20 protein-coding genes and 1 pseudogene are annotated in these 21,154 nt (G+C 60.5%); 10 read left to right on the top strand and 11 right to left on the bottom strand.

The window, feature by feature from the left end:
- From HMPREF2980_RS09405 to HMPREF2980_RS03220, 7 genes and pseudogenes are all read left to right on the top strand, one after another.
- A pseudogene (locus HMPREF2980_RS09405) lies at positions 1 to 203 on the top strand (peptide ABC transporter ATPase); the annotation flags it as partial.
- Positions 204 to 390: 187 nt separating this feature from the next.
- Positions 391 to 1,107 carry a DUF6318 family protein gene (locus HMPREF2980_RS03250; protein WP_070690135.1) on the top strand — a complete coding sequence of 239 codons (717 nt, stop codon included), beginning with the start codon at positions 391 to 393 and terminating at the stop codon, positions 1,105 to 1,107.
- Between the two features lie 276 nt (positions 1,108 to 1,383).
- Positions 1,384 to 2,394 (top strand): YeiH family protein, encoded by a 1,011-nt coding sequence (locus HMPREF2980_RS03240; protein ID WP_005509042.1) that lies wholly within the window; start codon positions 1,384 to 1,386, stop codon positions 2,392 to 2,394.
- A 250-nt stretch (positions 2,395 to 2,644) separates the two neighbouring features.
- The gene (gene ybaK, locus HMPREF2980_RS03235) at positions 2,645 to 3,145 is read left to right on the top strand and encodes a Cys-tRNA(Pro) deacylase (RefSeq protein ID WP_070616652.1); all 501 of its coding nucleotides are present in this window, start codon (positions 2,645 to 2,647) and stop codon (positions 3,143 to 3,145) included.
- Positions 3,146 to 3,232: 87 nt separating this feature from the next.
- Positions 3,233 to 3,709, top strand: a complete 477-nt coding sequence (gene msrB, locus HMPREF2980_RS03230; RefSeq protein WP_070690134.1) for a peptide-methionine (R)-S-oxide reductase MsrB — start codon at positions 3,233 to 3,235, stop codon at positions 3,707 to 3,709.
- Positions 3,710 to 3,928: 219 nt separating this feature from the next.
- On the top strand, positions 3,929 to 5,194 hold the full coding sequence (locus HMPREF2980_RS03225) for an HRDC domain-containing protein (RefSeq protein WP_070690132.1): 1,266 nt from the start codon (positions 3,929 to 3,931) through the stop codon (positions 5,192 to 5,194).
- A gap of 195 nt (positions 5,195 to 5,389) precedes the next feature.
- A complete protein-coding gene (locus HMPREF2980_RS03220; protein WP_049340588.1) occupies positions 5,390 to 5,926 on the top strand; it encodes a Rieske (2Fe-2S) protein in 537 nt (178 codons plus the stop codon).
- A 170-nt stretch (positions 5,927 to 6,096) separates the two neighbouring features.
- Here HMPREF2980_RS03220 and dxs read toward each other — a convergent pair whose 3' ends face one another.
- The 4 genes from dxs to HMPREF2980_RS09600 form a co-directional block, all read right to left on the bottom strand.
- Positions 6,097 to 8,169: a 1-deoxy-D-xylulose-5-phosphate synthase gene (gene dxs, locus HMPREF2980_RS03215; protein ID WP_080975037.1), complete on the bottom strand. Its 2,073-nt coding sequence runs from the start codon at positions 8,167 to 8,169 to the stop codon at positions 6,097 to 6,099.
- A 225-nt stretch (positions 8,170 to 8,394) separates the two neighbouring features.
- Positions 8,395 to 10,044, bottom strand: coding sequence for a class I SAM-dependent RNA methyltransferase (locus HMPREF2980_RS03210; protein ID WP_070690129.1), 1,650 nt, complete (start codon positions 10,042 to 10,044; stop codon positions 8,395 to 8,397).
- A 218-nt stretch (positions 10,045 to 10,262) separates the two neighbouring features.
- Positions 10,263 to 12,023: an APC family permease gene (locus HMPREF2980_RS03205; RefSeq protein ID WP_246823652.1), complete on the bottom strand. Its 1,761-nt coding sequence runs from the start codon at positions 12,021 to 12,023 to the stop codon at positions 10,263 to 10,265.
- The gene (locus tag HMPREF2980_RS09600; RefSeq protein WP_246823649.1) at positions 11,963 to 12,412 is read right to left on the bottom strand and encodes a hypothetical protein; all 450 of its coding nucleotides are present in this window, start codon (positions 12,410 to 12,412) and stop codon (positions 11,963 to 11,965) included. The genes HMPREF2980_RS03205 and HMPREF2980_RS09600 overlap by 61 nt, the downstream gene beginning before the upstream one ends.
- A gap of 193 nt (positions 12,413 to 12,605) precedes the next feature.
- On the opposite strand from HMPREF2980_RS09600, the gene HMPREF2980_RS03200 reads away from it, so the two are divergent.
- A complete protein-coding gene (locus HMPREF2980_RS03200) occupies positions 12,606 to 13,472 on the top strand; it encodes a potassium channel family protein (RefSeq protein WP_049337398.1) in 867 nt (288 codons plus the stop codon).
- Entirely contained in the window at positions 13,473 to 14,126 is a 654-nt protein-coding gene (locus HMPREF2980_RS03195) for a potassium channel family protein (protein WP_005506372.1), read from the top strand.
- 113 nt (positions 14,127 to 14,239) lie between these two features.
- On the opposite strand, the gene HMPREF2980_RS03190 is transcribed toward HMPREF2980_RS03195, so the two are convergent.
- The 5 genes from HMPREF2980_RS03190 to HMPREF2980_RS03170 form a co-directional block, all read right to left on the bottom strand.
- Complete coding sequence (locus tag HMPREF2980_RS03190; RefSeq protein WP_049346356.1) at positions 14,240 to 15,016, bottom strand: DUF3159 domain-containing protein; 777 nt, start codon at positions 15,014 to 15,016, stop codon at positions 14,240 to 14,242.
- Positions 15,006 to 15,545 carry a hypothetical protein gene (locus tag HMPREF2980_RS03185; RefSeq protein ID WP_049340596.1) on the bottom strand — a complete coding sequence of 180 codons (540 nt, stop codon included), beginning with the start codon at positions 15,543 to 15,545 and terminating at the stop codon, positions 15,006 to 15,008. The genes HMPREF2980_RS03190 and HMPREF2980_RS03185 overlap by 11 nt, the downstream gene beginning before the upstream one ends.
- Complete coding sequence (locus HMPREF2980_RS03180; protein WP_049337392.1) at positions 15,545 to 16,336, bottom strand: DUF3710 domain-containing protein; 792 nt, start codon at positions 16,334 to 16,336, stop codon at positions 15,545 to 15,547. Before HMPREF2980_RS03180 ends, HMPREF2980_RS03185 begins: the two co-directional genes overlap by 1 nt.
- A gap of 83 nt (positions 16,337 to 16,419) precedes the next feature.
- The gene (gene dut / locus HMPREF2980_RS03175; RefSeq protein WP_049340598.1) at positions 16,420 to 16,866 is read right to left on the bottom strand and encodes a dUTP diphosphatase; all 447 of its coding nucleotides are present in this window, start codon (positions 16,864 to 16,866) and stop codon (positions 16,420 to 16,422) included.
- Between the two features lie 235 nt (positions 16,867 to 17,101).
- On the bottom strand, positions 17,102 to 17,401 hold the full coding sequence (locus HMPREF2980_RS03170) for a DUF4193 domain-containing protein (protein ID WP_049340600.1): 300 nt from the start codon (positions 17,399 to 17,401) through the stop codon (positions 17,102 to 17,104).
- A 326-nt stretch (positions 17,402 to 17,727) separates the two neighbouring features.
- On the opposite strand from HMPREF2980_RS03170, the gene sepH reads away from it, so the two are divergent.
- Complete coding sequence (sepH, locus tag HMPREF2980_RS03165; RefSeq protein WP_193389605.1) at positions 17,728 to 18,879, top strand: septation protein SepH; 1,152 nt, start codon at positions 17,728 to 17,730, stop codon at positions 18,877 to 18,879.
- A gap of 139 nt (positions 18,880 to 19,018) precedes the next feature.
- On the opposite strand, the gene HMPREF2980_RS03160 is transcribed toward sepH, so the two are convergent.
- The gene (locus HMPREF2980_RS03160; protein ID WP_070690127.1) at positions 19,019 to 20,284 is read right to left on the bottom strand and encodes an alkaline phosphatase family protein; all 1,266 of its coding nucleotides are present in this window, start codon (positions 20,282 to 20,284) and stop codon (positions 19,019 to 19,021) included.
- Between the two features lie 141 nt (positions 20,285 to 20,425).
- Positions 20,426 to 21,019, bottom strand: a complete 594-nt coding sequence (locus HMPREF2980_RS03155; protein WP_070688865.1) for a DUF5998 family protein — start codon at positions 21,017 to 21,019, stop codon at positions 20,426 to 20,428.
- Positions 21,020 to 21,154: the final 135 nt, after the last annotated feature.

Raw genomic sequence — 21,154 nt, 5'->3', positions numbered from 1 at the left:
TTGATGTGGGACGCGTGGCAGGTGACTGCAGCTATGACGACACTCGTTGGGGTTGCAAGAACGATCCGACGATGGGTAAGAAGGATAATCCGAACCCGCGCCTGCGCAAGGCCGACATCCGCACTGGTCAGCGCTGGCACCTGAACGATAGCGGTGACGGAGACACGGAGTACTCGCTGCACCGCGACTGGCCCGATATGTAAGGCATCTCTCTGCCGTGGGTCTTACGTTGAGAAGCCACATGTTCGCCGAGAAGCCACTTCTTTCGTGGCTTTTCGAAACACATGTGGCTTCTCAGCTATCGGGGTTCTCCCCTTCAGCTGGTTAGTCTTCCGGTTTCTAACCAGCTCTCTTATTCACACACCACACCGATACGAGGAATACACTTCCATGACTTCCGTTTTTCTTACCCGCCGCGCAATGTTGAGCAGCGGCGTGATGCTGGGCCTTGGCGCTCTGCTTGCGGCCTGCGGCCAGCAAGCCACCAACGAGGCGGCAGCCACCGCCTCCACCGCACCAAGCGAATCGGCTTCGGCGTCTGCGGCGGTTTCCGATGCCGCTTCTGCATCGGCTACTCCGAGCCCGGTCATTACCCGCGGCTACTCGGGTGGCTCCAAGGCACCTGACGGCGAGTACCGCTCGGCTGACAAATACGGTCCAGCCCAGAATGTACCCAAACCCACTGCGCCCGAAGATGGCTACAACGAAAAGTCCTTGGAAGGCCTACGCAAAACATTTGACGCATGGGTCCAGTGGGGAAACTACGGTATCCAAACTGGTGACTATGCAAAGGCACAAGAATTCATCTCGCCTAATTTCAGCTCCGAATTAGAAGCCTGCGAAAGCGTCAAAAAACTATACAGGCGCGGCGGATGGGTTATCGACGGCATCGAAAAATTTACAGCTGATGGGTCGCCTTGGTCCGAAGACGGCGAAACATATTTCTGGAAAATGTATCGTAACTGGAATCAGGAAATCCACGTTGAACCAGACGGTAAATGGACTGCATGGGATAACGAAGATAAAACTAACGATACTCTCAAAGTCAAAATGAAACATGACGGCCAAAAGTGGTCAATTCTAGACTTCGAAGAATTCAACGTCTAAGCAGCATTCACCTTTTTACACACCACACCGATATGAGGAATACATTTCCACGACTTCCGTTTTTCTTACCCGCCGCGCAATGACATGCAGTATGTATGGCCCTATATGCTGGATACCTACGAGAAGGATATTAAGTTCCTCAAGGATATCGAAGGCCTTTATCAGCGCGGAGGCTGAGGTGGTGTGCGCCCAGGGCTGGGTCTGCATTCCTACTTTCTATTTTATTTTTCTAACAAATAAGATTATAATAAGGAGTGTTTATTCTCGGAGGTTTTTATGTCATTTCTATCAAAAAATTGGGCAGGACTGTCAGTCTGTCTGATCATTTCTATCATCTCTTGGGTTTTAGGAGGATTTCTGCCTGTTGTGGGAGCACCTGTTTTCGCCATTTTTATCGGAATGATTCTCCATCCCTTTCTCACTTCCTATACACAACTGGATGCCGGTTTGACTTATAGCTCCAAAAAACTGCTTCAGTATGCTGTTATTTTGCTTGGGTTTGGACTCAGTATCTCACAAGTTTTCGCAGTTGGAACATCTTCCCTTCCTGTTATCCTTTCAACTATTTCAATTGCATTGATTATAGCTTTCTTTTTCCAACGCTTTTTTAACCTTGATACAAAGCTAGCTACCTTGATTGGAGTTGGATCTTCTATCTGTGGCGGTTCTGCCATTGCAGCGACTGCTCCTGTTATTCACGCCAAGGAAAAAGAAGTAGCCCAAGCCATTTCTGTTATCTTTTTCTTCAATGTCTTGGCAGCTCTTATCTTTCCGACTCTAGGTTCTTGGCTCCATCTTTCCAACGAAGGTTTTGCTCTCTTTGCGGGTACTGCGGTCAACGATACTTCCTCTGTGACAGCTACTGCTAGTGCCTGGGATAGTCTTTACAATGCAAACACTCTTGAGCCTGCAACTATTGTCAAACTGACACGTACTCTAGCTATTATCCCTATCGTTCTCTTCCTCTCCTATTGGCAAAGCCGTCAACAAGGCGACAACCAAGGAGTGAAGCTTAAAAAAATCTTCCCCGTTTTCATTCTCTACTTTATCCTAGCTTCTCTGCTAACTACTCTTCTCACATCTTTCGGTGTCAGCACTAGCTTCTTTTCACCTCTCAAACAACTCTCCATATTCCTCATCATCATGGCTATGAGTGCTATTGGTCTCAAAACCAACCTCATTGCTATGATTAAATCCAGTGGAAAATCCATTCTTCTTGGAGCCCTTTGCTGGATTGCTATCATCCTGACTAGTCTTGGCGTGCAATTACTCATCGGTATTTACTAAGAAAAAAAGGGAGCCTAAAGGCCACCTCAGAACGTAGACAAATCAGATGGATTTTGGACTGTCGTTGGCTCGCTTTCTCAAGAGCAGCTGAAGGAAAAAGGGCTACTGAAATAACCCCATAACCATTGAGAAGCCACATGTGTTTCGAGAAGCCACCATTATTGTGGCTTCTCGAAACACATGTGGCTTCTCGGCGCATAGGTATCAGCGCATAGGTATCGGCGCATGGTGACTTCCGTAAAATGGTTGTATGGCTAAGAAAACTAAAGGTAAGAAGAGCGGCGCAGCAACCGCCGCCGTAGCACTGCTGACCGAGACGAACACCCCCTTCCAGATGCGCGAATACGAGCACGTTGAGGGCGTCACCTCCTTCGGGGAAGAAGCCGCGAAGAACCTCGGTGCTTCCGAGGAGCAGGTGTTCAAGACCCTGCTGATTGTGCACGAGAAGGATTTCGCCGTCGCAATCGTGCCGGTCTCTGGCAAGCTGAACATTAAGGCTGCCGCCGCTGCCCTCGGCTGGAAGAACGCCTCCATGTGCGACCCGAAGGTCGCCGAACGCCGCACCGGCTACGTGGTGGGCGGTATTTCTCCGCTGGGTCAGAAGACCCCCTCCCCCACCCTGCTTGATGAGTCTGCGCAGCTTTTTGACACGATCATGGTCTCTGGCGGTAAGCGCGGCCTGGACGTTGAGCTCGCCCCCGACGACCTGCTGAAGCTCACCAACGGAAAGTACGCTGACATCCGCGCTTAGTCCGCGCTCAGCGGGAATAATCCGCCCGGCCGCGGCGTTACATATGCCGTAAGAGCCTGGGCATGAGAGCAAACTGAAGGAGTCATGATGGGCAATTCGCTACCCGGCGTGGGTGCTATCGCCAAGAACTGGCGTGAAGTGCTCAAGCCTGAAGAGTACGCTGTTCTGCGTGAGGGCGGCACCGAGCGCGCATTCAGCGGCGAGTACTGGAACACCCACACGGAGGGTGTGTATTCTTGCCGTGCCTGCGGTACGGAGCTGTTCCGTTCCAATCAGAAGTTCGATTCGCATTGTGGTTGGCCGTCGTTTTTCGCGCCGCTGGCTGAGGACCGTGTGCGTTACCTGGAGGACACGACGTTCGGTATGCGCCGTGTGGAGGTGCGTTGCGCCGCCTGCGATTCGCACCTGGGTCACGTGTTTGAGGGTGAGGGCTACCCGACTCCCACGGATTTGCGGTATTGCATTAATTCGGTGTGTCTGACGCTGGCCCCGGCTGGTGAAGCCGCGCCTGATAAAGCACAGCCTGGTGATACTCCGGTTGACGAGGCGGAATCCGCCGAATAAACCCCGGCGATACCCCCCCCCCCAGCAGGCACGCAGGTGAACCCCTTATTGTGAGTCTCTCTAAATTCGAGGCTTTAAGCTCGGGCGGGTAGAATGGCGTAGTGCCTTCGCGGGCACGTCACCCCGCCCGGGCTCATGTTTGCTCGGGCGTACGCCTACCCGGGCATTTGGCCCATCGTATGGGCGCGTCGAACCAGGCAGAGGAAAAGGATTGAGTGCATGAGTACCGCAGCTGAACAGAATGCCGCAGGCACCCCTCAGCTGACCCTTAACGGTATCGAAGTTCCGGACGTTGTTCCTCTGGAGACCCCTTCCGCACCGATTCCGACTCTCATCACCACTGAGAGCGGTCTGCGTCGTGCCGCTGAGCAGTTGGCGGCGGCGTCCGGCCCGGTGGCTGTTGATACGGAGCGTGCCCAGGGCATCCGCTACGGTTCGCGTGCTTTTTTGGTGCAGCTTAAGCGTGAAGATCAGCTGTACCTGATTGACCCTGAGGCGTTTAAGGATTTGCGCATTATTAACGATGCTCTGGCGGATGCTGAGTGGGTTATTCACGCCGCAATTCAGGACTTCCCGAGCCTGGATATGCTCGGTATGCGCCCGAACCGTCTGTTTGATACGGAGCTTGGTGCGCGTCTTGCCGGTCTGGAGCGCGTGAACCTGGGTGCGACCGTTGAGGAGCTTCTCGGCTATAAGCTGGCGAAGAAGCACTCGAAGGAAGACTGGTCGCGCCGCCCCCTGCCGGAATCCTGGTTGAACTATGCTCTGCTGGACGTTGACGTGCTCATTGATTTGCGTGATGCGTTGGAGGATTTGCTCCGCCAGCAGGGTAAGCTGCAGTACGCTCTGGAGGAGTTTGAGTACCTGTGCAAGACCCCGGTGAAGGATCCGACGGATCAGCCGGAGCGTTGGCGTAAGACGAAGGGCCGCACGATGTTGCGTTCGGTCAAGCAGCTGACGGCGCTGCGTAACCTGTGGCTTGAGCGTGACTCGCTGGCGCGTAAGAAGGACGTTGATGCGAAGCGTCTGTTGCCTGACTCCGCGATTGTGGAGGCGGCACGCACCATGCCGCGTAACGTGCCCGCTATTATGTCGATTCCTGGTTTTCAGACGCGCGGTCTGCGTCGTGAGGGCCCGCGCTGGGTGCGTGCTATTGCCGCGGCGGCACGCGGTGAGAACGCTGTACCGTTCACTTTGCCGTCGACTGCCCCGCCGCCGTTGAAGGCGTGGGAGTCTAAGCGCCCCGAGAACTTGGCGTTGTTCACCGAGGTTCGTCAGGCAATTGATGAGCTCTCTGAGGAGCTGACCATTCCGGCGCAGAACCTGATCACGACCGATTATGTTCGCCGCCTCTGCTGGGAGCCGCCGGCTCGTTTTGACGAGCAGACCCTGCGGGATGCACTCGCCGAGTACGGTGCGCGTCCGTGGCAGACGGGTCTGGTTGCCCCCGTGATTGCGCCGATTTTTGCCCGTCACCTGGGGTAGATTTCACTAACGCTCAATAGATGTGTGCCGGTTGGGTGTGTTGCTGATGCGACCACCCGACCGGCATTTTTGTGCCTCGGGAGTGTGCCTCAGGATTTTGTCTCGGGAGCAAACGTGAACCAAGCTTAGCCTGCTCTCATTCGATTTTTATCCCAAACCGGCATAGGGTGGAGAGAGTACACGAAAGGAACCACCATGCCCGCGCCCAACGGATGCTGCCGCTCTCAGAAGGCATGCGCCTCCCCCGCTGCATCTGCCGCAGTTGAATCTAATGCCGTCGACACCGCAGTCGATACCGCAGCAACTGAATCTTCTGCGCGCGTCTTTTCCCGCCGCGCAACCCTCATCACCGGTGCCGTCGCATCCGGTGCGTTGCTCGCCTCCTGCGCTGAAGGTGACTCCAACGTTACCGCACCCGAAGGCACCGTTGAGGTGGGTTCCGCCTCGGCAGTGGGTGTGGGCAAGGCGGCACGCCTGACCCACGGCTCCACGACCGTTATCGTCTCCCAGCCGTCCGCGGGTGAGTACAAGGCGTTCAGCACCGTGTGCACCCACCAGGGCTGCCAGGTGCAGGTGCAGGATTCCAACCGCATCGTGTGTCCCTGCCACGGCTCCGAGTACGCCGTAGCTGACGGCTCGGTCGTGCACGGCCCTGCAGAGGAGGCACTGACCAGCTACCCGGTGCAGGTGAAGGGCGGCAAAATTTTCGTCAGCGGGACCGGGAATTCCTAAAACAGGAGGCTCAGAACCTACGCACAGCAAAACCTCCATACGGCAAGACCTGCGCACAGCGAAGCCCCACCCATCAGTCGTGATGGGCGGGGCTTCTTGCTGTCTATGGTGCCCACGGCTACTGATGTCTACTATTGCGGCGTGCTCAGGCGGCACTCAGATACGACCGCTTAGCGGGTGTGTCGCGGCTTCTGACCCTCTTCACGAGCGAACGGAACCTTATCGCCAGCCAGTTGCGCACGCAAATCCGCGATAATGGTTTCGGCGGTCAGGCCGACCTCCTCCAGAATCTGCTCGCGAGAAGCATGCGGAATGAACTCCGCCGGAAGACCCAGCTCGCTCAGCGCGGTATCCACGCCAGCCGCACGCATTTCCTGGCGGATGCGCGAACCCACGCCGCCGGAACGCACGCCGTCCTCAATGGTCACCACAATGCGGTGATCACGAGCCAGCTCAACGACCGAAGACGGCACCGGCATCACCCAGCGCGGGTCAACCACGGTGGACTGGATGCCCTCGGCGGCAAGCACCTTGGAGGCTTCCAGAGCCACGCGAGCCATAGCGCCCACGGCAACGAACAGCACGTCACGCTGACCGGTCTCCGGGTGGGGCTCACCGGTGCGTGCCAGCACGTCCACACCGTCGCTGCGACGCTCCAGGGCGGGAATGTCCTCACCCACGGAGCCCTTCGGGTAGCGAATCACGGTCGGTGCATCGTTAATAGCTACAGCCTCACGCAGCTCTTCGCGTAGGGTCGCGCCATCACGCGGAGCCGCCAGGTGCAGGCCCGGAATGAACTGCAGCATCGCCAAATCCCACATGCCGTGGTGGCTTGCACCGTCCGGGCCGGTAATGCCGGAGCGGTCCAGCACCACGGTCACGCCCGCCTTGTGCAGGGCAACGTCCATGAGCAGCTGGTCAAAGCCGCGGTTCAGGAAGGTTGCGTAGAGGGCAACCACCGGGTGCATGCCGCCGTACGCCAGACCGGCGCTCATCGCCACGGCGTGCTGCTCAGCGATACCTACGTCAATAACGCGCTCGGGGTGGCGCTTCTGGAATTCGCGCAGACCCACGGGAATGAGCATCGCGCCGGTAATACCGACGACGTTCTCCTGCTCATCCGCAATATCTGCAATTTCGCGGCCAAAGACGCCGGTCCACGACTCAGAGGTGCTGGTCGAAACATCCTCACCGGTCAGCGGGTCAATCTGGCCCACCGCGTGGAACTGGTCGTCCTCATTAGCGCGGGCGGGTGCGTAGCCGTGGCCCTTCTCGGTAATGGCGTGCACAATCACCGGGCCGGCGTAGTTCTTTGCCGCGGTCAGTGCGTTCTCCACAGCCTGCTGGTCGTGGCCGTCAATCGGGCCCACGTACTTCATGCCCAGGTCTTCAAAAATGCCCTTGGGTACGACGACGTCCTTAATGCCCGCCTTCATGCCGTGCAGGCCGCGGTACACCATCTGACCGACGGGGCCGCCACGCTGCAGACCGATGCGCACCGCATCCAGAGCATTGTCGTAGCGGTGATCGAGGCGCACACGATCCACCTGCTGCTGCACACCGTGCTTGAGCTCAGAGAGCTGGTTCGCGAAACCGCCAATGGTCGGCGCGTAGGAGCGGCCGTTATCGTTGACCACAATCACGACCTTGCGGGTGCGGTCGGCAGCAATATTGTTCACAGCCTCCCACGCCATGCCGCCGGTCAGCGCGCCGTCACCAATGAGGACCACGGTGTAGCGGTCATCTTCACCGTTGAGCTTGTGCGCGCGAGAAATACCGTCAGCCCACGAAATCGAGCTGGAGGCGTGCGAAGACGCAATAATGTCATGCTCAGACTCGCCGCGATCCGGGTAGCCCGACAGGCCGCCCTTCTGGCGCAGAGTCTTAAACGCGTGACGGCCGGTCACCAGCTTATGCACATAGGACTGGTGGCCGGTGTCGAAAAGAATGTTGTCCTTGGGAGATTCGAAGACACGGTGAATGCCAAGGGTCAGCTCCACAACGCCCAGGTTCGGGCCCAGGTGACCGCCGGTCGCCGACACATTCGTTACGATGAACTGGCGGATTTCCTTAGAGAGCTCCTCCAGCTGCTCGTAGCTGAGGTTCTGCAGGTCCGCCGGGGACTGAATACCCGGGAGCAACTTGGCAGTGGCACCGTCGCCAATGCTGTAGTCGGCGGTGGGTGCGCCACCGGCGGCGCTATTCGGGGTCTCCTCCTGCGGCAATGCGTTTTCAGCGGACATACACCCACACTCCTCAAGGTCGGGGCACGGCTCATTCCGTGCGTTGGTTCTTCAATGATTCTACCGTTTACGGTGCCAAAAAGCAGATTTATGCGCCCGCAGAGCAAGACGCACCGGGTTGAGAGAAAACGGCCTGAAATAACCCCTAGTGGGCAGGCTGGTGAACAGACCAACCCGCCCAACACTGCGATTATTTGCTTCTTTGTTACAGCTACTAGCTGCGCGCTACTTGGTGCGGCGGCGGCGCGGACGAGGCTTCGCCGGGGCACGCTCAAACAGCGCCACAGACTCCACGTGATGCGTATTCGGGTACATATCGAACGCCCGAAGCTGCACCATGTCCCAACCCAGCTCACGCAAAATACCGGTGTCACGGCCCAGGGATGCCGGGTCGCACGCCACATACAGAATACGCTTGGGGTCCAGCGCATCCAGGCGTTCCAGGGTGGTTCGGTTCGCGCCCTCACGGGACGGGTCAAGGACCACCGCATCAATAGCGGGGATTTCACCAAACTCAAGGGCGGTCTTCAGATCCACCAGGTGGCGCGCCACGTCACCGCGAATCACCTCAATACGGGTGTCCGCCGAGTTCTCGGTGCGGGAGCAACCATCCGGCGCGAAGTTCGAACGGGCATCCTTATGGGTCACCGGGGAACCCTCAATGCTGACCACGGTACCCGTAGCACCCACTGCATCCGCGAGCGCGGCGGTGAATAGGCCCGCGCCAGCGTACAGGTCGAGGGCGCATTCGCCTTCCTGCGGGCGGAGCATGGTGAGCATGGTACCGACCATGGTGGAGGGGGCGGCGCGGTGAATCTGCCAGAAGCCGCCGGCGGACACCTGGTAGCTGAAGCGGCGGGAGCCGAAGGTGACTTCTTCGGTGACGGAACGCAGGCCCGCGCCGAGCAGCTGGTCGCCTTCGGGTACGCGGCGGTAGGGGCTGTGGGAGGAGCCGGGGCGGCGGCGCTTGGGCTTGCCGTTGGAGGTGGACTGCGGGGTGAAGAACAGTGAAATCTTGCGCTTGGCGAGCAGTCCCCAGGCGTCGGATGCCTGCTGTTCGATGTCTTTGGCGACCTCTTCGATGGAGAAGCGGGGGTCGACGATGAACTGCAGCAGGACCCTGCCGCGGGAGGAGACGGTCGCCTCGACTTCGCGCACGCCGCGCAGGTTCAGCTGTTCAAGCTGCAGGTTGCGCAGTTCGGGGGCAGCGAGGGGAAAGTCGATGACAGGTACGGGTTGGGAGGCGCGGTACGGGTGCATGCCGACGCGCCAGGTGACGGCGGGGTTCTTCTTGCCGCTGTTCTGCTCGCCGTTCTTCTCTTCGCTATCGTGCGCGCGGACCTTGGTCACGGTGTAGCGCACGCGGGTACGCCAGGACAGGCCCTCGTTGTTATCGCGCAGGGGCAGCTCTTCAACCATGAGGTTGGTCAGCAGGGGCGATTCGAGGGGCAGACCGCCCAGTCGGTTGATTTGGGTGCGGACGATATCAGTCTTGTAGCGTCGCTGCTCATCCAGGTTGATGTGGCCGTACTCCATGCCGCCGAGCAGTTCGGGTACGCCGGTGGCGGCGGCGCGTTCCTCTTCGGTGGCGAGCGCATCCGCCTGGATCCAGGGGTGGGGGCGGCGTGCCAGGGAGGGTACGGGTACGGAGATAACGTCCGCGAAGTAGAAGCGGCGCTTGGGGCCAATCGCGGTGATGCGCACTTCAGCCTGTTCGCCGACGATGCCGTGACGCACAAAGATGACGCCCTGTTCGGTGCGCGCTACGAAGGCGCCGCCGTGCGCGGGTGCCTCACAGGTGACGGTGAGGGTCTGCCCGACGCTGTATCCGTCTACTTTTTTGGAGGCGGCAGGCGTGGTAGCAGTGTGAGTCACAGCATTGTCTCCTAAAGAATCACTTAATGTGAACTATTTTACACCGGTTTGTATCTTTATTCCGATTCCGACGCCCCGCTAGGGGTACCGAATAGGGCGTAAAGGGCAAAGTCCAGGCGCTATGTGGGGGTGCTCAAGCACATCACAGGCCAATGACCGGGCTGGGCAATTAATGTGGGCGCAGGGCAATTATGCTGAGCGCCGGGCAAACGTTACGGCTAGCGCTTCTTCTCGCGCGCCACAGCGTCCGTCTCGTGCAGGCGACCGCGGTACACCGCGTGGCGGTTGCTCTGAATCAGTTCGCGGCCACCGCCGGCTGAACGGGTCACGTTCGGGGCGAGAGCGTCCGAAGATCCCTCAGCCGCAGACTCAGCGGTCGAATCATTGGCAGCCGCATCCTTGCCCTGCAGGCGCTGATCAAAGATCTCGTCGTACACTTCGTCCTCGTGCATCGCCCACGGCACGGTCGCGGTCATCACGCCTGGCTCATGCAACAGCGCCTGCTTGAGGCGGCGCACCGTGCGGCGGTGCAGAAGACGCTGCCACCAGTGCTCCACCACGAACTCGGGCAGGTACACCACCAAAATATCGCGGGGCGACTTCTTGCGGCGGCGGCGAATATACGAGACGACCGCCTCCACGGTGTCACGGTACGGCGAATCAATCACCGACAGCGGCACCGGAATGCCCAGGGCGTACCAGCGCTTCTTTACGACTTCCAGGGCGGCGCGGTCGTTGTTGACCGTCAGCGCCTCAATCGTGGAGGGGCGGCCGGCACGCGCATACGAGAGGGCGCGAACCGCCGGGCGGCGCACACGCTCCACGTACACGATGGCGTGCACACGCGAAGGCAGGGCCGCCACATCCGCAACGGATTCAGCGTTCAGGGGGATGTCTAGGGCGGCATCCACTGCATCGTAGTGGCGGCGAGTCACAACCATACCTCCAACCATCAGGGCAATCATTCCAAGGGAGAGCCACGCACCGGCGGCGAACTTCGTCACCACGACGATGACCAGCACCGCGGCAGTCACCATCACGCCCACCGCAGAGACCGCAATATCGCGCAGCAGCGCGCGGCGCGGCATCTGCGCCAGGGTGATGCGCAGCAGACGCATGCGGTAGCGCACCACCGCCAGCTGCACGAGCACCATCGACAGGCACATGCCCACGATGTACAGCTGAATCAGCGCGTACACGTCCGAGTTGAAAACGGTGGTGAGGAAAATCGAAATCGCCGACAGCGCCAGCACACCGTTCGCGTACAGGCCGCGCGAATCCACGCTGCGGAAGAACACCGGCAGGTACTGGTAATCAGCCAGTGACGAAGCAATCACCGGGAAGCCCGTAAACGCGGTCAGCGAGGCAATAATCAGCACGCCCACCGTGGCAAACACCAGCAGCTGCGCAAAGAACGGCACACCCTGATAAATCGCCAACGCCACCTGGTACAGCGCAGGCTTCTGGTGGAAGTACTCCCCCGGCGTGTGCCCGTCAATGAACAAGAAACGGGTCGTATCGTGCACCATGTGAACGCGGGTTGCCGCCGCAAAACCGAGCAGGCTCACCAACAGTACCGAGGTAATCAGGCCCATCAGCATCATGGTGATCGCCGCATTATATTTCTTCGGGCGGCGGAAGTACCTCACCGAATTAGAAATCGTAGAAACACCCGAGAACGCCACCAAGCCGGCGGAGAAAGAACGCGCCAGAAGCAGCATCAGCGCCAGACCCTCCAGCGAGTGGGTCTCGAGCTCGGGGGCAATCACGTAGGTTGCTGACTCAGCCAGCGGCAAAGTACCCGTCGCGGCACGAATCCAACCCACAATGAGGGTGACCCCCAACAGCGCCAAGAAAACATACAGCGGCCAGTACGCAATCTTGCCCAGCAGCTGCACGCCGCGCAACGCAAACAACGTCAGCGCAACAATGAGCAGCACCGCAATGTGCGTGCGCCAATCCTGAATCTGCGGGTACAACGCCACCAAAACGAGGATGCCGAAGACATCGACACCGCCACCGTGAGCGTATAGTCCATCAGCGACGAAGCACCCATCACAATCGACGGCAGCGCACCCAGCTTACGGTGCACCAGCTGAATATCGCCCTCAGAAGCAATCTGGTTAATGTTGTAGCGGTACGTGCCAATCACCAGCAGACCCACCATCGCCACACCCAAACCAATCCAGGGCGAAAAAGCGAGCGCAGACGCACCCGCGGCGGCAAGGGTCAAAATCATCTGGTCGGCGGCGTAGGCGACCGAAGAGATGCCGTCGGCACCGAAAAGAGGCAGGGCGTAGCGCTTCGGCAGCGCGACTGCCGAAAGATTTCGCGTGCTGACCGGCTGACCGGTCAGGGCGATGCGCATCCTATCCCAACGATTCCTCACGCTGTTAAGGCTATCGGTCGCGGCTTCAAAGCTCAATTTTATTCAGCCGAATAGTGGGCATTGCGAGCGGAATATCACGGGGCATCGGCGCGGAGGCTCACCCGCCCATTACACTGGTAGAGGTAGACGGTAACGCCTTATCAGCACAAATCATCAACACTCGGAGGGATGTATGCCTCACTTCGTCATTATGGGTGCCGGACGCGTGGGCGTCATGCTGGCGCGCACTCTGGAAGCTTCAGGGCATACGGTCGCCGTCATTGACCAGGACGAACGCGCATTCCAGCCGCTGCGTAAGGGCTTTGAGGGCCGCCTGGTCACCGGTGTTGGTTTTGATGAGGACACCCTCAAGCGTGCCGGCATTACCGAGGCGTACGCTTTTGCCGCCGTCTCTTCGGGCGATAACTCGAATATTATTGCCGCCCGTGTGGCACGCGAAATGTTCAAGGTGAAGAACGTTGTGGCGCGTGTGTACGACCCGAACCGCGCCGAGTTTTTCCAGCGCATGGGTATTCCCACGGTCGCTTCGGTGCGTTGGTCCACCGACCAGGTGCTGCGCCGCCTGCTACCCGAGCAGGCGCTCAAGGGCGACTTCCGCGAACCCTCGGGCCGCCTCATGCTCACCGAAATTCCGCTCGACGACGGTTGGGCGGGTCACGCCCTGACCAGTATCGAACGTGCCGCCGGGGTGCGCATCGCCTACATCACCCGCTTTGGTGAGGGCATGCTCCCCCGCCCGGATTCCGCCTACCAGCAGGGCGATAGTGTGCACGTCATGATGCGCACCGACGACGTTGCGGACGTAACCCGTATTCTCTCCCGCCCGCCGCGCGTTGAAGACGAAGAAGTGGAGGCGAACTACGCCCCCGCCTCGGGCCACCGCAAGCACCCCCACGCCCCGAAGAAACCCGCCGAGCAGGCGCACAACGACGGCCCCGTTATCGAGCATGAATTCCACCTCGGTGACACTCCCCCGGAGCTGCCCGACCCCCTCGAACTCATCGGCCGCCATCGTGATTCCTCGAAAGGTGAGAAGTAAGTGAAGGTCCTCATTGTTGGTGCCGGTTCCGTGGGTGCCTCCATCGCTAAAGAGCTCATGATGAACGGCCACGACGTGACCATCATCGATTCCAAGCCCGAAGTCAAGAAGCGCGCCGATCTGCCCGGCGTGCGCTGGCATATTGGTGACGCCTGCGAACTGTCCGTACTGCGCCAGGTGCACCCGAACAAGGCGGACGTGGTCGTTGCCGCAACCGGTGACGATAAGGCAAACCTGATGGTCTCCCTGCTGGTGCGCAGTGAGTTTGGTGTGCCGCGCACCGTGGCGCGCGTGAACAACCCGCGTAATGAGTGGCTCTTTGATGATTCCTGGGGCGTGGACGTTGCCGTGTCCACCCCGCGTCTGATGACCGCCCTCGTTGAGGAAGCCGTGGAAGTCGGCGACGTGGTGCGCCTGCTGACCCTGCAGGCTGGCGGCGCGACCCTCGCCGAGTACACCGTGCCGGATGACCACCCCGTCATCGGTTACCGCGTGGATCACGTGCAGTGGCCCGTTGATACGGTGCTCACCGCGATCCTGCGTGACGGCGCGCCAATCCCGCCCAGTGCCGACGTGGCGATTGAGGGCGGCGACGAGCTGTTCTTCATCACGACCATTGCCGGTGAGGATCAGATCCGCGCACTGTTTGCATAGCACTGTTCGCATAGCGTTTATACGTAAGTTTTTGAGGAGGCGAAAGCCCCGGTCACGGGTACCGGGGCTTTCGCGTACTTCTATGAAGTTCTTCTACGTATGAAGTTGTGGAGTTAGCGGCTTTCTGAACCGTCAACTTCGGCAGTTTCGGCAGCCTCGGGGTCCTCGCTCACCAGCGCCTCCTCGGGAGCCGACACACGCCACGCCAGCCACACGCCCAAAGCGTACAGCGGCAGACCCATAATCAGGCGGGTCGCACCCAGCGCCTCCACATTATTCGCAAAATACAGGGGCACCTGCACGGCAAGGCGCAGCATCATCAGCACGGTAATAATCCAGGTCGCCAGCATGTACTGGCGCAGGCGCACCGGGTTCTGGCGCCAGCTCAGCGCCTCACTGCGAATCACCGCGAAAATCAGACCCATCAGCGGCCAACGCACCAGCATCGACAGCAGATACGCCAGAATGTACACGCCGTTCGTCCAGAAGCCCACCACAAAGTAGTCGCTCGCATTACCGGTACGGTACGCGGCAAACGCACAAATTGCCACGCCCACCAGGCCGGTCAGCGCACTCACCAGCTTAGAGCCCTGCACCAGGCGAATCAGCGTGAACACACCCGCCGCAGCCAACGCCGCAATCAGGGACAGGTTCAGTTCCTTCGTCACGGTGAACAGCACCAGGAACGCCACCGCCGGCAGCGAAGACTCCACCAGGCCGCGCCAGCCGCCGATAGCGTGCAGAATATCCACATCACCGTTGGCGGTGCGGCGCATATTCGCGCCCATGGAGGCGCTCAGGCTCTGCGCAAACTGGTTCCCCTCCCGCGCAGGGTCAGTTGCGGGGTTAGCGTTCGGGTCGGGCTGGGTCGAAGACTGCTCAGCGCTCATATTTTCCCTTCTCAGCAAAGAATTGCGGCACAATCTCATAGCGCGGGTTGTAAATCACCGGCTGATGCGCCCTCACCGACACCACGCCGGAACAGCGCAACAGCGCACCGGCAAGCACGCCGGGCACCATCCGCTGCCCCTGCCACTTCAGCAGAATCCGGTCCCCCGGGTTGAACGGCGCATAGGGCGGGAACGACACCTCGTGCTGATCCTGCACCGCCACGGTCGCCAAAGACGCCGTGTTCAGGTGGTGTTGCTTCTCGGAATCCTCGGACTCCTCGTCGAAATCCTCACCGGGCGGCTCCACAATCGGCATGCCAATCAGCGCCAACGGGCTCGACCACTGCAGAGGCTTCGACTTCGCCACCACCAGCTCGGCACGGTACATCGGCTTATCCTGCAGCGCAGGCAACCATACCTGCTCCACGCGTCCGGCAAGGCGTACGCGAAAGCGCTCGGGGTACCCGGGAGCAAGAATCTGCTCCTCAGGAACCGCGAGCGCACTCGGGTAGTTCGAGAACTCAGGCATTAGCCAATCTCGGTAATCTCAGGGCCGCGGCGAGGCATCGGGCGCAGCTTGCTGTGCTCGTTCTCGGTTTCTTCCTCCACGGCGGGCTCTTCCTCAGCCACAACCAGGTCGGCAGGCAGAGTCATGGGCAGCAGCTCGCGCGGCGGGCGCGGGTCGTCGCCACGGTCCACCACGACAGTGCGGAAGACTTCCTCCACGGAGGCGGCAGCCTTATCGTCACCGAGCACAGCCGCGCCGGAGATGACGCCGCGCAGGAACCAGCGGGGGCCGTCCACACCCACGAAGCGGGCGATACGCTCACCGGGCTGACCGTCCGGGGTGACGGCGGGCAGGCGGGTCAGCATCTCGGCGCCGAATACGCCGGCGTAGATTTCGACGATGCCGCCCTGGGAGGCGACGGACTCGGTCAGGTCGTGACGGATGTCGTCCCAGATGCCGGTGGTGCGCGGTGCAGCGAATGCCTGCACCTGCAGGGTTGCGCCGTCACGGGTGATGGTTGCGGCGATGACGGCACCGGTTGCGTCGTCAGTTTCGAGGCGCAGGTTCATGCCGTCGAGCAACTTGATGCGCAGCGCACCCAGGTCGACGTAGTCTTCGAGGTCTTCGGCGGTGACTTCTTCAATGTCGTGCGGGCCGTTGACGCGGTCGTACTTGATGACCTCGGGAGAGTTCTCCTCTTCCTTCAGCTCCTCAACCTCGACGTTGGTCTCCTCAATCTCTTCGGCGACAGCCTTGTCGATGGCGGCCTTTTCAGCCTCCTCGGCGTGCTTCTTTTTACCAAATCCGAACATGGTATTCCTACTTTCACCGCACGCAGGGTGCGGGGGGGGGGGGGTTCTTCTCTTCTCTCGTGCCGTTTCGCGGTGAGAGCAGACTAGTGGATTCCGCTGGAGCCGAAGCCGCTGGAGCCGCGTTCGGTCTGTTCCAGTTCATCCACCACGGTAAAGGTTGCGTGCTCGTACTTCTGAATGACCAGCTGGGCGATGCGGTCGCCGCGCTGCACGTGGAAGGACTTGGTCTTGTCAGTGTTGAGCAGGGTGACCATCAGCTCGCCGCGGTAGCCGGAATCAACGGTGCCGGGTGCGTTCACAATGGTGATGCCGTTCTTGGTTGCCAGGCCCGAGCGCGGGTGCACCAGACCAACGTAACCTTCGGGCAGGGCGATTGCCACGCCGGTGGGGACGAGGGCGCGTTCGCCCGGTTCCAGCTCGAAGTCGACGCGGGAGCGCAGGTCAGCGCCGGCGTCGCCGGGCTTTGCGTAGGCGGGTGCGGGCAGCTCGGGGTCGAGCAGCTTAATGTGGACGTTTACGGGGGTCATCATGGTCAATACTCTAACCTTTCGCGGGTGTCTGTGCCATTACCTCGCGCTGTGTTGAGGCTCTACTGCGGGGTGTTTTCGTTGTGTGTTCGCGTTCAGCACGCGCTGTGCCGCGTTGGATGCGACGCGGCGCTATTCTTGCGTGCGCGGCTTTCACATACTCAACGGGGCGGGTGCACTCGGCACTCGCCCCGTCATGAGGTGTATGTCGGGTGGGTGTTAGCCCTTCCCTAAAGTTTTAGCCCTCGCACTCGACGCAGTAGAACAGGCCGCCCTCTTCGCGTGCAATCTGCGAGCGGTGGCGCACCAGGAAGCAGGATGCGCAGGTGAACTCGTCGTCCTGAGCGGGCAGAACAACAACGTTCAGCTCCTCGTTGGAGAGGTCAGCACCGGGCAGCTCGAAGCTTTCTGCTGCGCTGTTTTCGTCTTCGTCCACCGCACCGGACTGCATCTCGGAACGGCGGGCGTTCAGCTCCTCGTAGGACTCTTCGTTCTGCTCTTCGTCCTGCTTGCGAGGTGCATCGTAATCAGTTGCCAAACTTTCACGCTCCGTTGGTTCTGTGGCTGTGTGTTGAACTAGGCCACGCTGGTTTAATGAGTGCTCTAGGTGCCGCTGGTGAGGATTTAACCCCGACGGCATGCCAGGTATTGTTCACCATTGGCACCCTATTTGTCTAATCCTGGGTAGGCTTTGGACGGTTTAGGCGTCACATTCTAGCTTTTTCGGTCCGAAAAGTACATCTTTTTTTGGGGAAAATCCCGCCTCCGCTACTGATTTACCGCGCTTTCACGGTACCCTGGAAGGTAGTTTGCGTTCCGTGCAACACATTCACGAACGCGTCCGGTTCACCTATGGAGGTTCTCATGCTTGAACTGCGTCTGATTGGCGTTCACGATGACGGCGAAAATCTGGTGCTTGAGTCTGCTGACGGCACCCGCTTCTTGCTGCCGATTGACGCGAACCTGCGCACGAGCATCACCAAGGCTCGCCGTATTCAGCCCGCCCGCGGTCTGGGCGCTAAGGGCACCTACGGTCCGCGCGATATTCAGACCCGTTTCCGTCAGGGTGCCTCCGTTGAGGAAATCGCTGAAGAGTCCGGTTGGGAGCCGGAGCGCGTGCGCCGCTACGAGTGGCCGATCGTTGCTGAGCGTGCCCACATTATTCGTGCCGCTCAGAGCGTGAAGATTGGTCGCCGCAGCTCCGCTTCGGGTACCGCACAGATTCCCGTGACCCTGAGCGCCCGCATTGAGGAAGTCTCCGAGCGTTACGGTTTTGAGGACGCAACCCAGGACTGGACCACCCGCCAGCAGGAGAACGGCCAGTGGCGCGTTGAGGTTGATATTGCGCTGAAGGATTCGGTGCGTCAGAACCTGCCCGCGCAGGTCGTCTTCCCCGCACGTTGGGTGTACAACCCGGCAAACCAGGGCCTGTACGCTTCGAATGAGGCGGCGTACTTCCTGATGGGCAATAGTGAGGACGCTGTTGCCGCCGCCGCGAAGAAGGCTCCCGTGGAGGTTCCTCCCGCCCGCCTGCCGAAGGCACCCGAGCCCGCACCGGCACCCCTTACTTCCTCTGAGAGCGCTGATGAGCGTAAGCTCAAGGAGCTTTTGGAGCGCGCCCGCTCGGTGCGCCCGGCGCAGGTTGAGGAGCCCGAGGTGTTCGTGCACCGCGAGTCCGCTCAGCCCGCTGAGCCTGTAGCACCGGCTGCGCCCGCTGCCCCGGTAGCTCCTGCTGCCCCGGCTGCACCCGAGCCCACTGCAGAAACCACCGATCCGCTGGCTGTGGATTCGGAAGCACCCGTTGACTCCGTTCCGGTCGAGTCCTTCACCCTGCCGGCACCCATCGAGGACGCACCCGCCGCTGAGGCTGCTGAGGCGCCGGCTACTGAGGCACAGGCTGAGCCCGCACCCGCAGCTGAGCCCGCCTCTGAGGAGAAGCCCAAGCCTTCCTCCTCGAAGAAGCAGCGCGTGAGCGTTCCGGCTTGGGATGACATCATCTTCGGTAGCCGCAAGTAAGCGACCGCCCGCGCCGCCCGATAAAAGCTTCTAAGCAGGGGCTTTAGGCAAGGGCATCTAGACATACGAAAACCGCTGGTTATTCACCCGAATAACCAGCGGTTTTCTATGCTCTCTGATGCTTTAGAAGACTAGTACTTTAGAAAGTCTTGAGCATGCGCAACGGCACCAGACGCTCAGCGTCCGTCAGCGAACCGTGCTGACCAACCATGTGCAGGGCACGCTCCTGATAGTGGCGCATATCGTACAGCGCCCAGTCGTCGCGAGCGCACACCATCAAATCGCCGATGCGGCCGCGCGCCGCATCCGTGATGACCGGGCCGAAGTAGCCGGCGCGTATCAGTTCGCGAGAATCAATCACCCAGGCGCGCTCGCCCCAGTACTGCGCCCAACGCTGGGCGGTGGCGGTGCGTGCCGCCTCCGAGGTGTCTTCGAGGTACAGGTGCACGGCGCGCGGTTCACCGGCGGTCATTGCGATGTTGCGGGTCAGCTCCTCCACGCCAGAGTAGTCGATGCGCTGGTGCTCGGGCACGTTCACCATGCCGTGATCGGCGGTCACGAAGAGTGCCGCCCACGCCGGGGCGCGCTCCGCCAGACGCTTCAGCGCCGAGTTCAGTTCCTCCAGCTGCTGCAGCCATTCGTCGCTACCCACGCCGTAGCGGTGGCCCGCCGCGTCAATCTCGCCCCAGTACAGGTACACGGTGGTCGGGGTGCGGCTGGAGAGCGCCTCCAGGGCGTAAGTGACGCGGGCGTTATAGCCGACGGCGTCCACGAAGTCGCCGCCGCGCAACGCCGCCTCCGTCAGGCCGGTACCGCGGTACTTACCCAGCGAAATGGTGAGCACGCGGCGGTTCGTATGGTGGCGTTCCAGCACGGTCGGCAGCGGTTGCCAGGCGTGCGGATCCACCGACTGGTCCCAACCGGACAGGTGGTTCATGACCGAGCCCGCTCCCCCGTTACCTGCCGGGTTGCGCACCTCGTAACCGGCGATGCCGTGCGCGCCCGGTGCCGTACCGGTACCCAGCGAGGTCAGGGAGGCGGCGGTCGTGGTGGGGAATGCGGCGTCCAGCGGGCCCAGATTCAGGGTCTTACGCAGAGAGGGCGCGTAGCCGCCGTAGCTGTTGATGAGCTGCTCGCCCAGACCGTCCACCATGACCACGCAGGCGTGACGGAAAGACGCCGGGTCAATATCCTGCTCCGTGAGGCGACCGGCAAGGTTCAGCGGGTCGGCTACGGAGTTGAATGCCGGGTCGGAGTCCAGGGCGTGCGCGGGGCGCGCCAGGCTTCGCTGCGCCACCAGAGAGGAGGCGGACTCCAGCACATCGGCGATGCTATTGCTGCCGTAGGCGGGTGCCGCGGGCAGGGGCGCACCCAAAACATCGTGCAGGATGGTCTGTGCCGTCATAGGTTCCTCTCAAGTACAGGTTATGGAAATATTAGTGCCGCGCGGGCTCATACTGCTCGGGCTCATACTGCGCGGGCTCATACTGCGCGGGCTGCGCCAGTGGCGCAGCGAGCGCACAGGGCAAACGCACAGGGCGAGCGTTTATCGGCGCGTTACGTACAGACGCGCACGATGCAGAGCACGTGCAAAATCCTGGGCACGCTGAACCGACTCCGGGCCGTCAGCAGTCGCAGAAACACGCACCGCAATGTCCTCGCGGCGTGCATCGCCGGTGAAGCCGTGGTCGGCGTTGCACTGCGGGTCCTGGCAACCGGCAGGAGCCAATTCCATGTGCAGCGAACCGGTCCACGCAATCTGGAAAGAAATCTCAGTCGGGGCGGTGCTACCGGCGTTGTACGCCTGCGGCTGGCTGAAACCGTAGCTGATGGTGACCGCGTTCAGGGCGCTCAGGTGCACCGCCTCCACGCTCACATGCGCCACGGTACCCTGCGCGTCGCCCTCAAGGTGCTGGTCGTCTAGGTGCGCAAAGATGACGTGCTCACCGCAGAGCACCATCACGGTAATGTGGCGGTGAAAATCATCGCGCGAGAAGTGGGTTTCATGCTGTACAAAGTGGGCATCCGGGTTCATGCCCGCCAGAGCGTCATCCACCACTTCCAGCACGAGGTCGGGGTAGAAACCGGCATGCTTAATGTCTGCGACCAGTTGCTCGCGTTCGGGGGTGGGGGCGTACATCGTACCTCTTTCGTGCGGTGCCCTCATGAGGCGACGTCGATCGGCGCACACGATGAAGGCGGTTAGGTATTACTCCCCTCTACCTTAGAGGGTTCCAGCCGGGCTGTGCTACTTGACCACGCTAATACAGGCTCA

Origin of the sequence: Rothia sp. HMSC076D04, assembly GCF_001814645.1 — a bacterium.
Taxonomy (GTDB): Bacteria; Actinomycetota; Actinomycetes; order Actinomycetales; family Micrococcaceae; genus Rothia; species Rothia mucilaginosa.
This window is presented reverse-complemented; position numbering and strand designations above follow the sequence as displayed.

Coding starts and splice junctions, on each gene's coding strand:
- HMPREF2980_RS03250 (WP_070690135.1), top strand. CDS start 391: ATGACTTCCGTTTTTCTTACCCGCCGCGCAATGTTGAGCAGCGGCGTG.
- HMPREF2980_RS03240 (WP_005509042.1), top strand. CDS start 1,384: ATGTCATTTCTATCAAAAAATTGGGCAGGACTGTCAGTCTGTCTGATC.
- ybaK (WP_070616652.1), top strand. CDS start 2,645: ATGGCTAAGAAAACTAAAGGTAAGAAGAGCGGCGCAGCAACCGCCGCC.
- msrB (WP_070690134.1), top strand. CDS start 3,233: ATGGGCAATTCGCTACCCGGCGTGGGTGCTATCGCCAAGAACTGGCGT.
- HMPREF2980_RS03225 (WP_070690132.1), top strand. CDS start 3,929: ATGAGTACCGCAGCTGAACAGAATGCCGCAGGCACCCCTCAGCTGACC.
- HMPREF2980_RS03220 (WP_049340588.1), top strand. CDS start 5,390: ATGCCCGCGCCCAACGGATGCTGCCGCTCTCAGAAGGCATGCGCCTCC.
- dxs (WP_080975037.1), bottom strand. CDS start 8,169: ATGTCCGCTGAAAACGCATTGCCGCAGGAGGAGACCCCGAATAGCGCC.
- HMPREF2980_RS09600 (WP_246823649.1), bottom strand. CDS start 12,412: ATGCGCATCGCCCTGACCGGTCAGCCGGTCAGCACGCGAAATCTTTCG.
- HMPREF2980_RS03200 (WP_049337398.1), top strand. CDS start 12,606: ATGCCTCACTTCGTCATTATGGGTGCCGGACGCGTGGGCGTCATGCTG.
- HMPREF2980_RS03190 (WP_049346356.1), bottom strand. CDS start 15,016: ATGAGCGCTGAGCAGTCTTCGACCCAGCCCGACCCGAACGCTAACCCC.
- HMPREF2980_RS03185 (WP_049340596.1), bottom strand. CDS start 15,545: ATGCCTGAGTTCTCGAACTACCCGAGTGCGCTCGCGGTTCCTGAGGAG.
- HMPREF2980_RS03180 (WP_049337392.1), bottom strand. CDS start 16,336: ATGTTCGGATTTGGTAAAAAGAAGCACGCCGAGGAGGCTGAAAAGGCC.
- dut (WP_049340598.1), bottom strand. CDS start 16,866: ATGATGACCCCCGTAAACGTCCACATTAAGCTGCTCGACCCCGAGCTG.
- sepH (WP_193389605.1), top strand. CDS start 17,728: ATGCTTGAACTGCGTCTGATTGGCGTTCACGATGACGGCGAAAATCTG.
- HMPREF2980_RS03160 (WP_070690127.1), bottom strand. CDS start 20,284: ATGACGGCACAGACCATCCTGCACGATGTTTTGGGTGCGCCCCTGCCC.
- HMPREF2980_RS03155 (WP_070688865.1), bottom strand. CDS start 21,019: ATGTACGCCCCCACCCCCGAACGCGAGCAACTGGTCGCAGACATTAAG.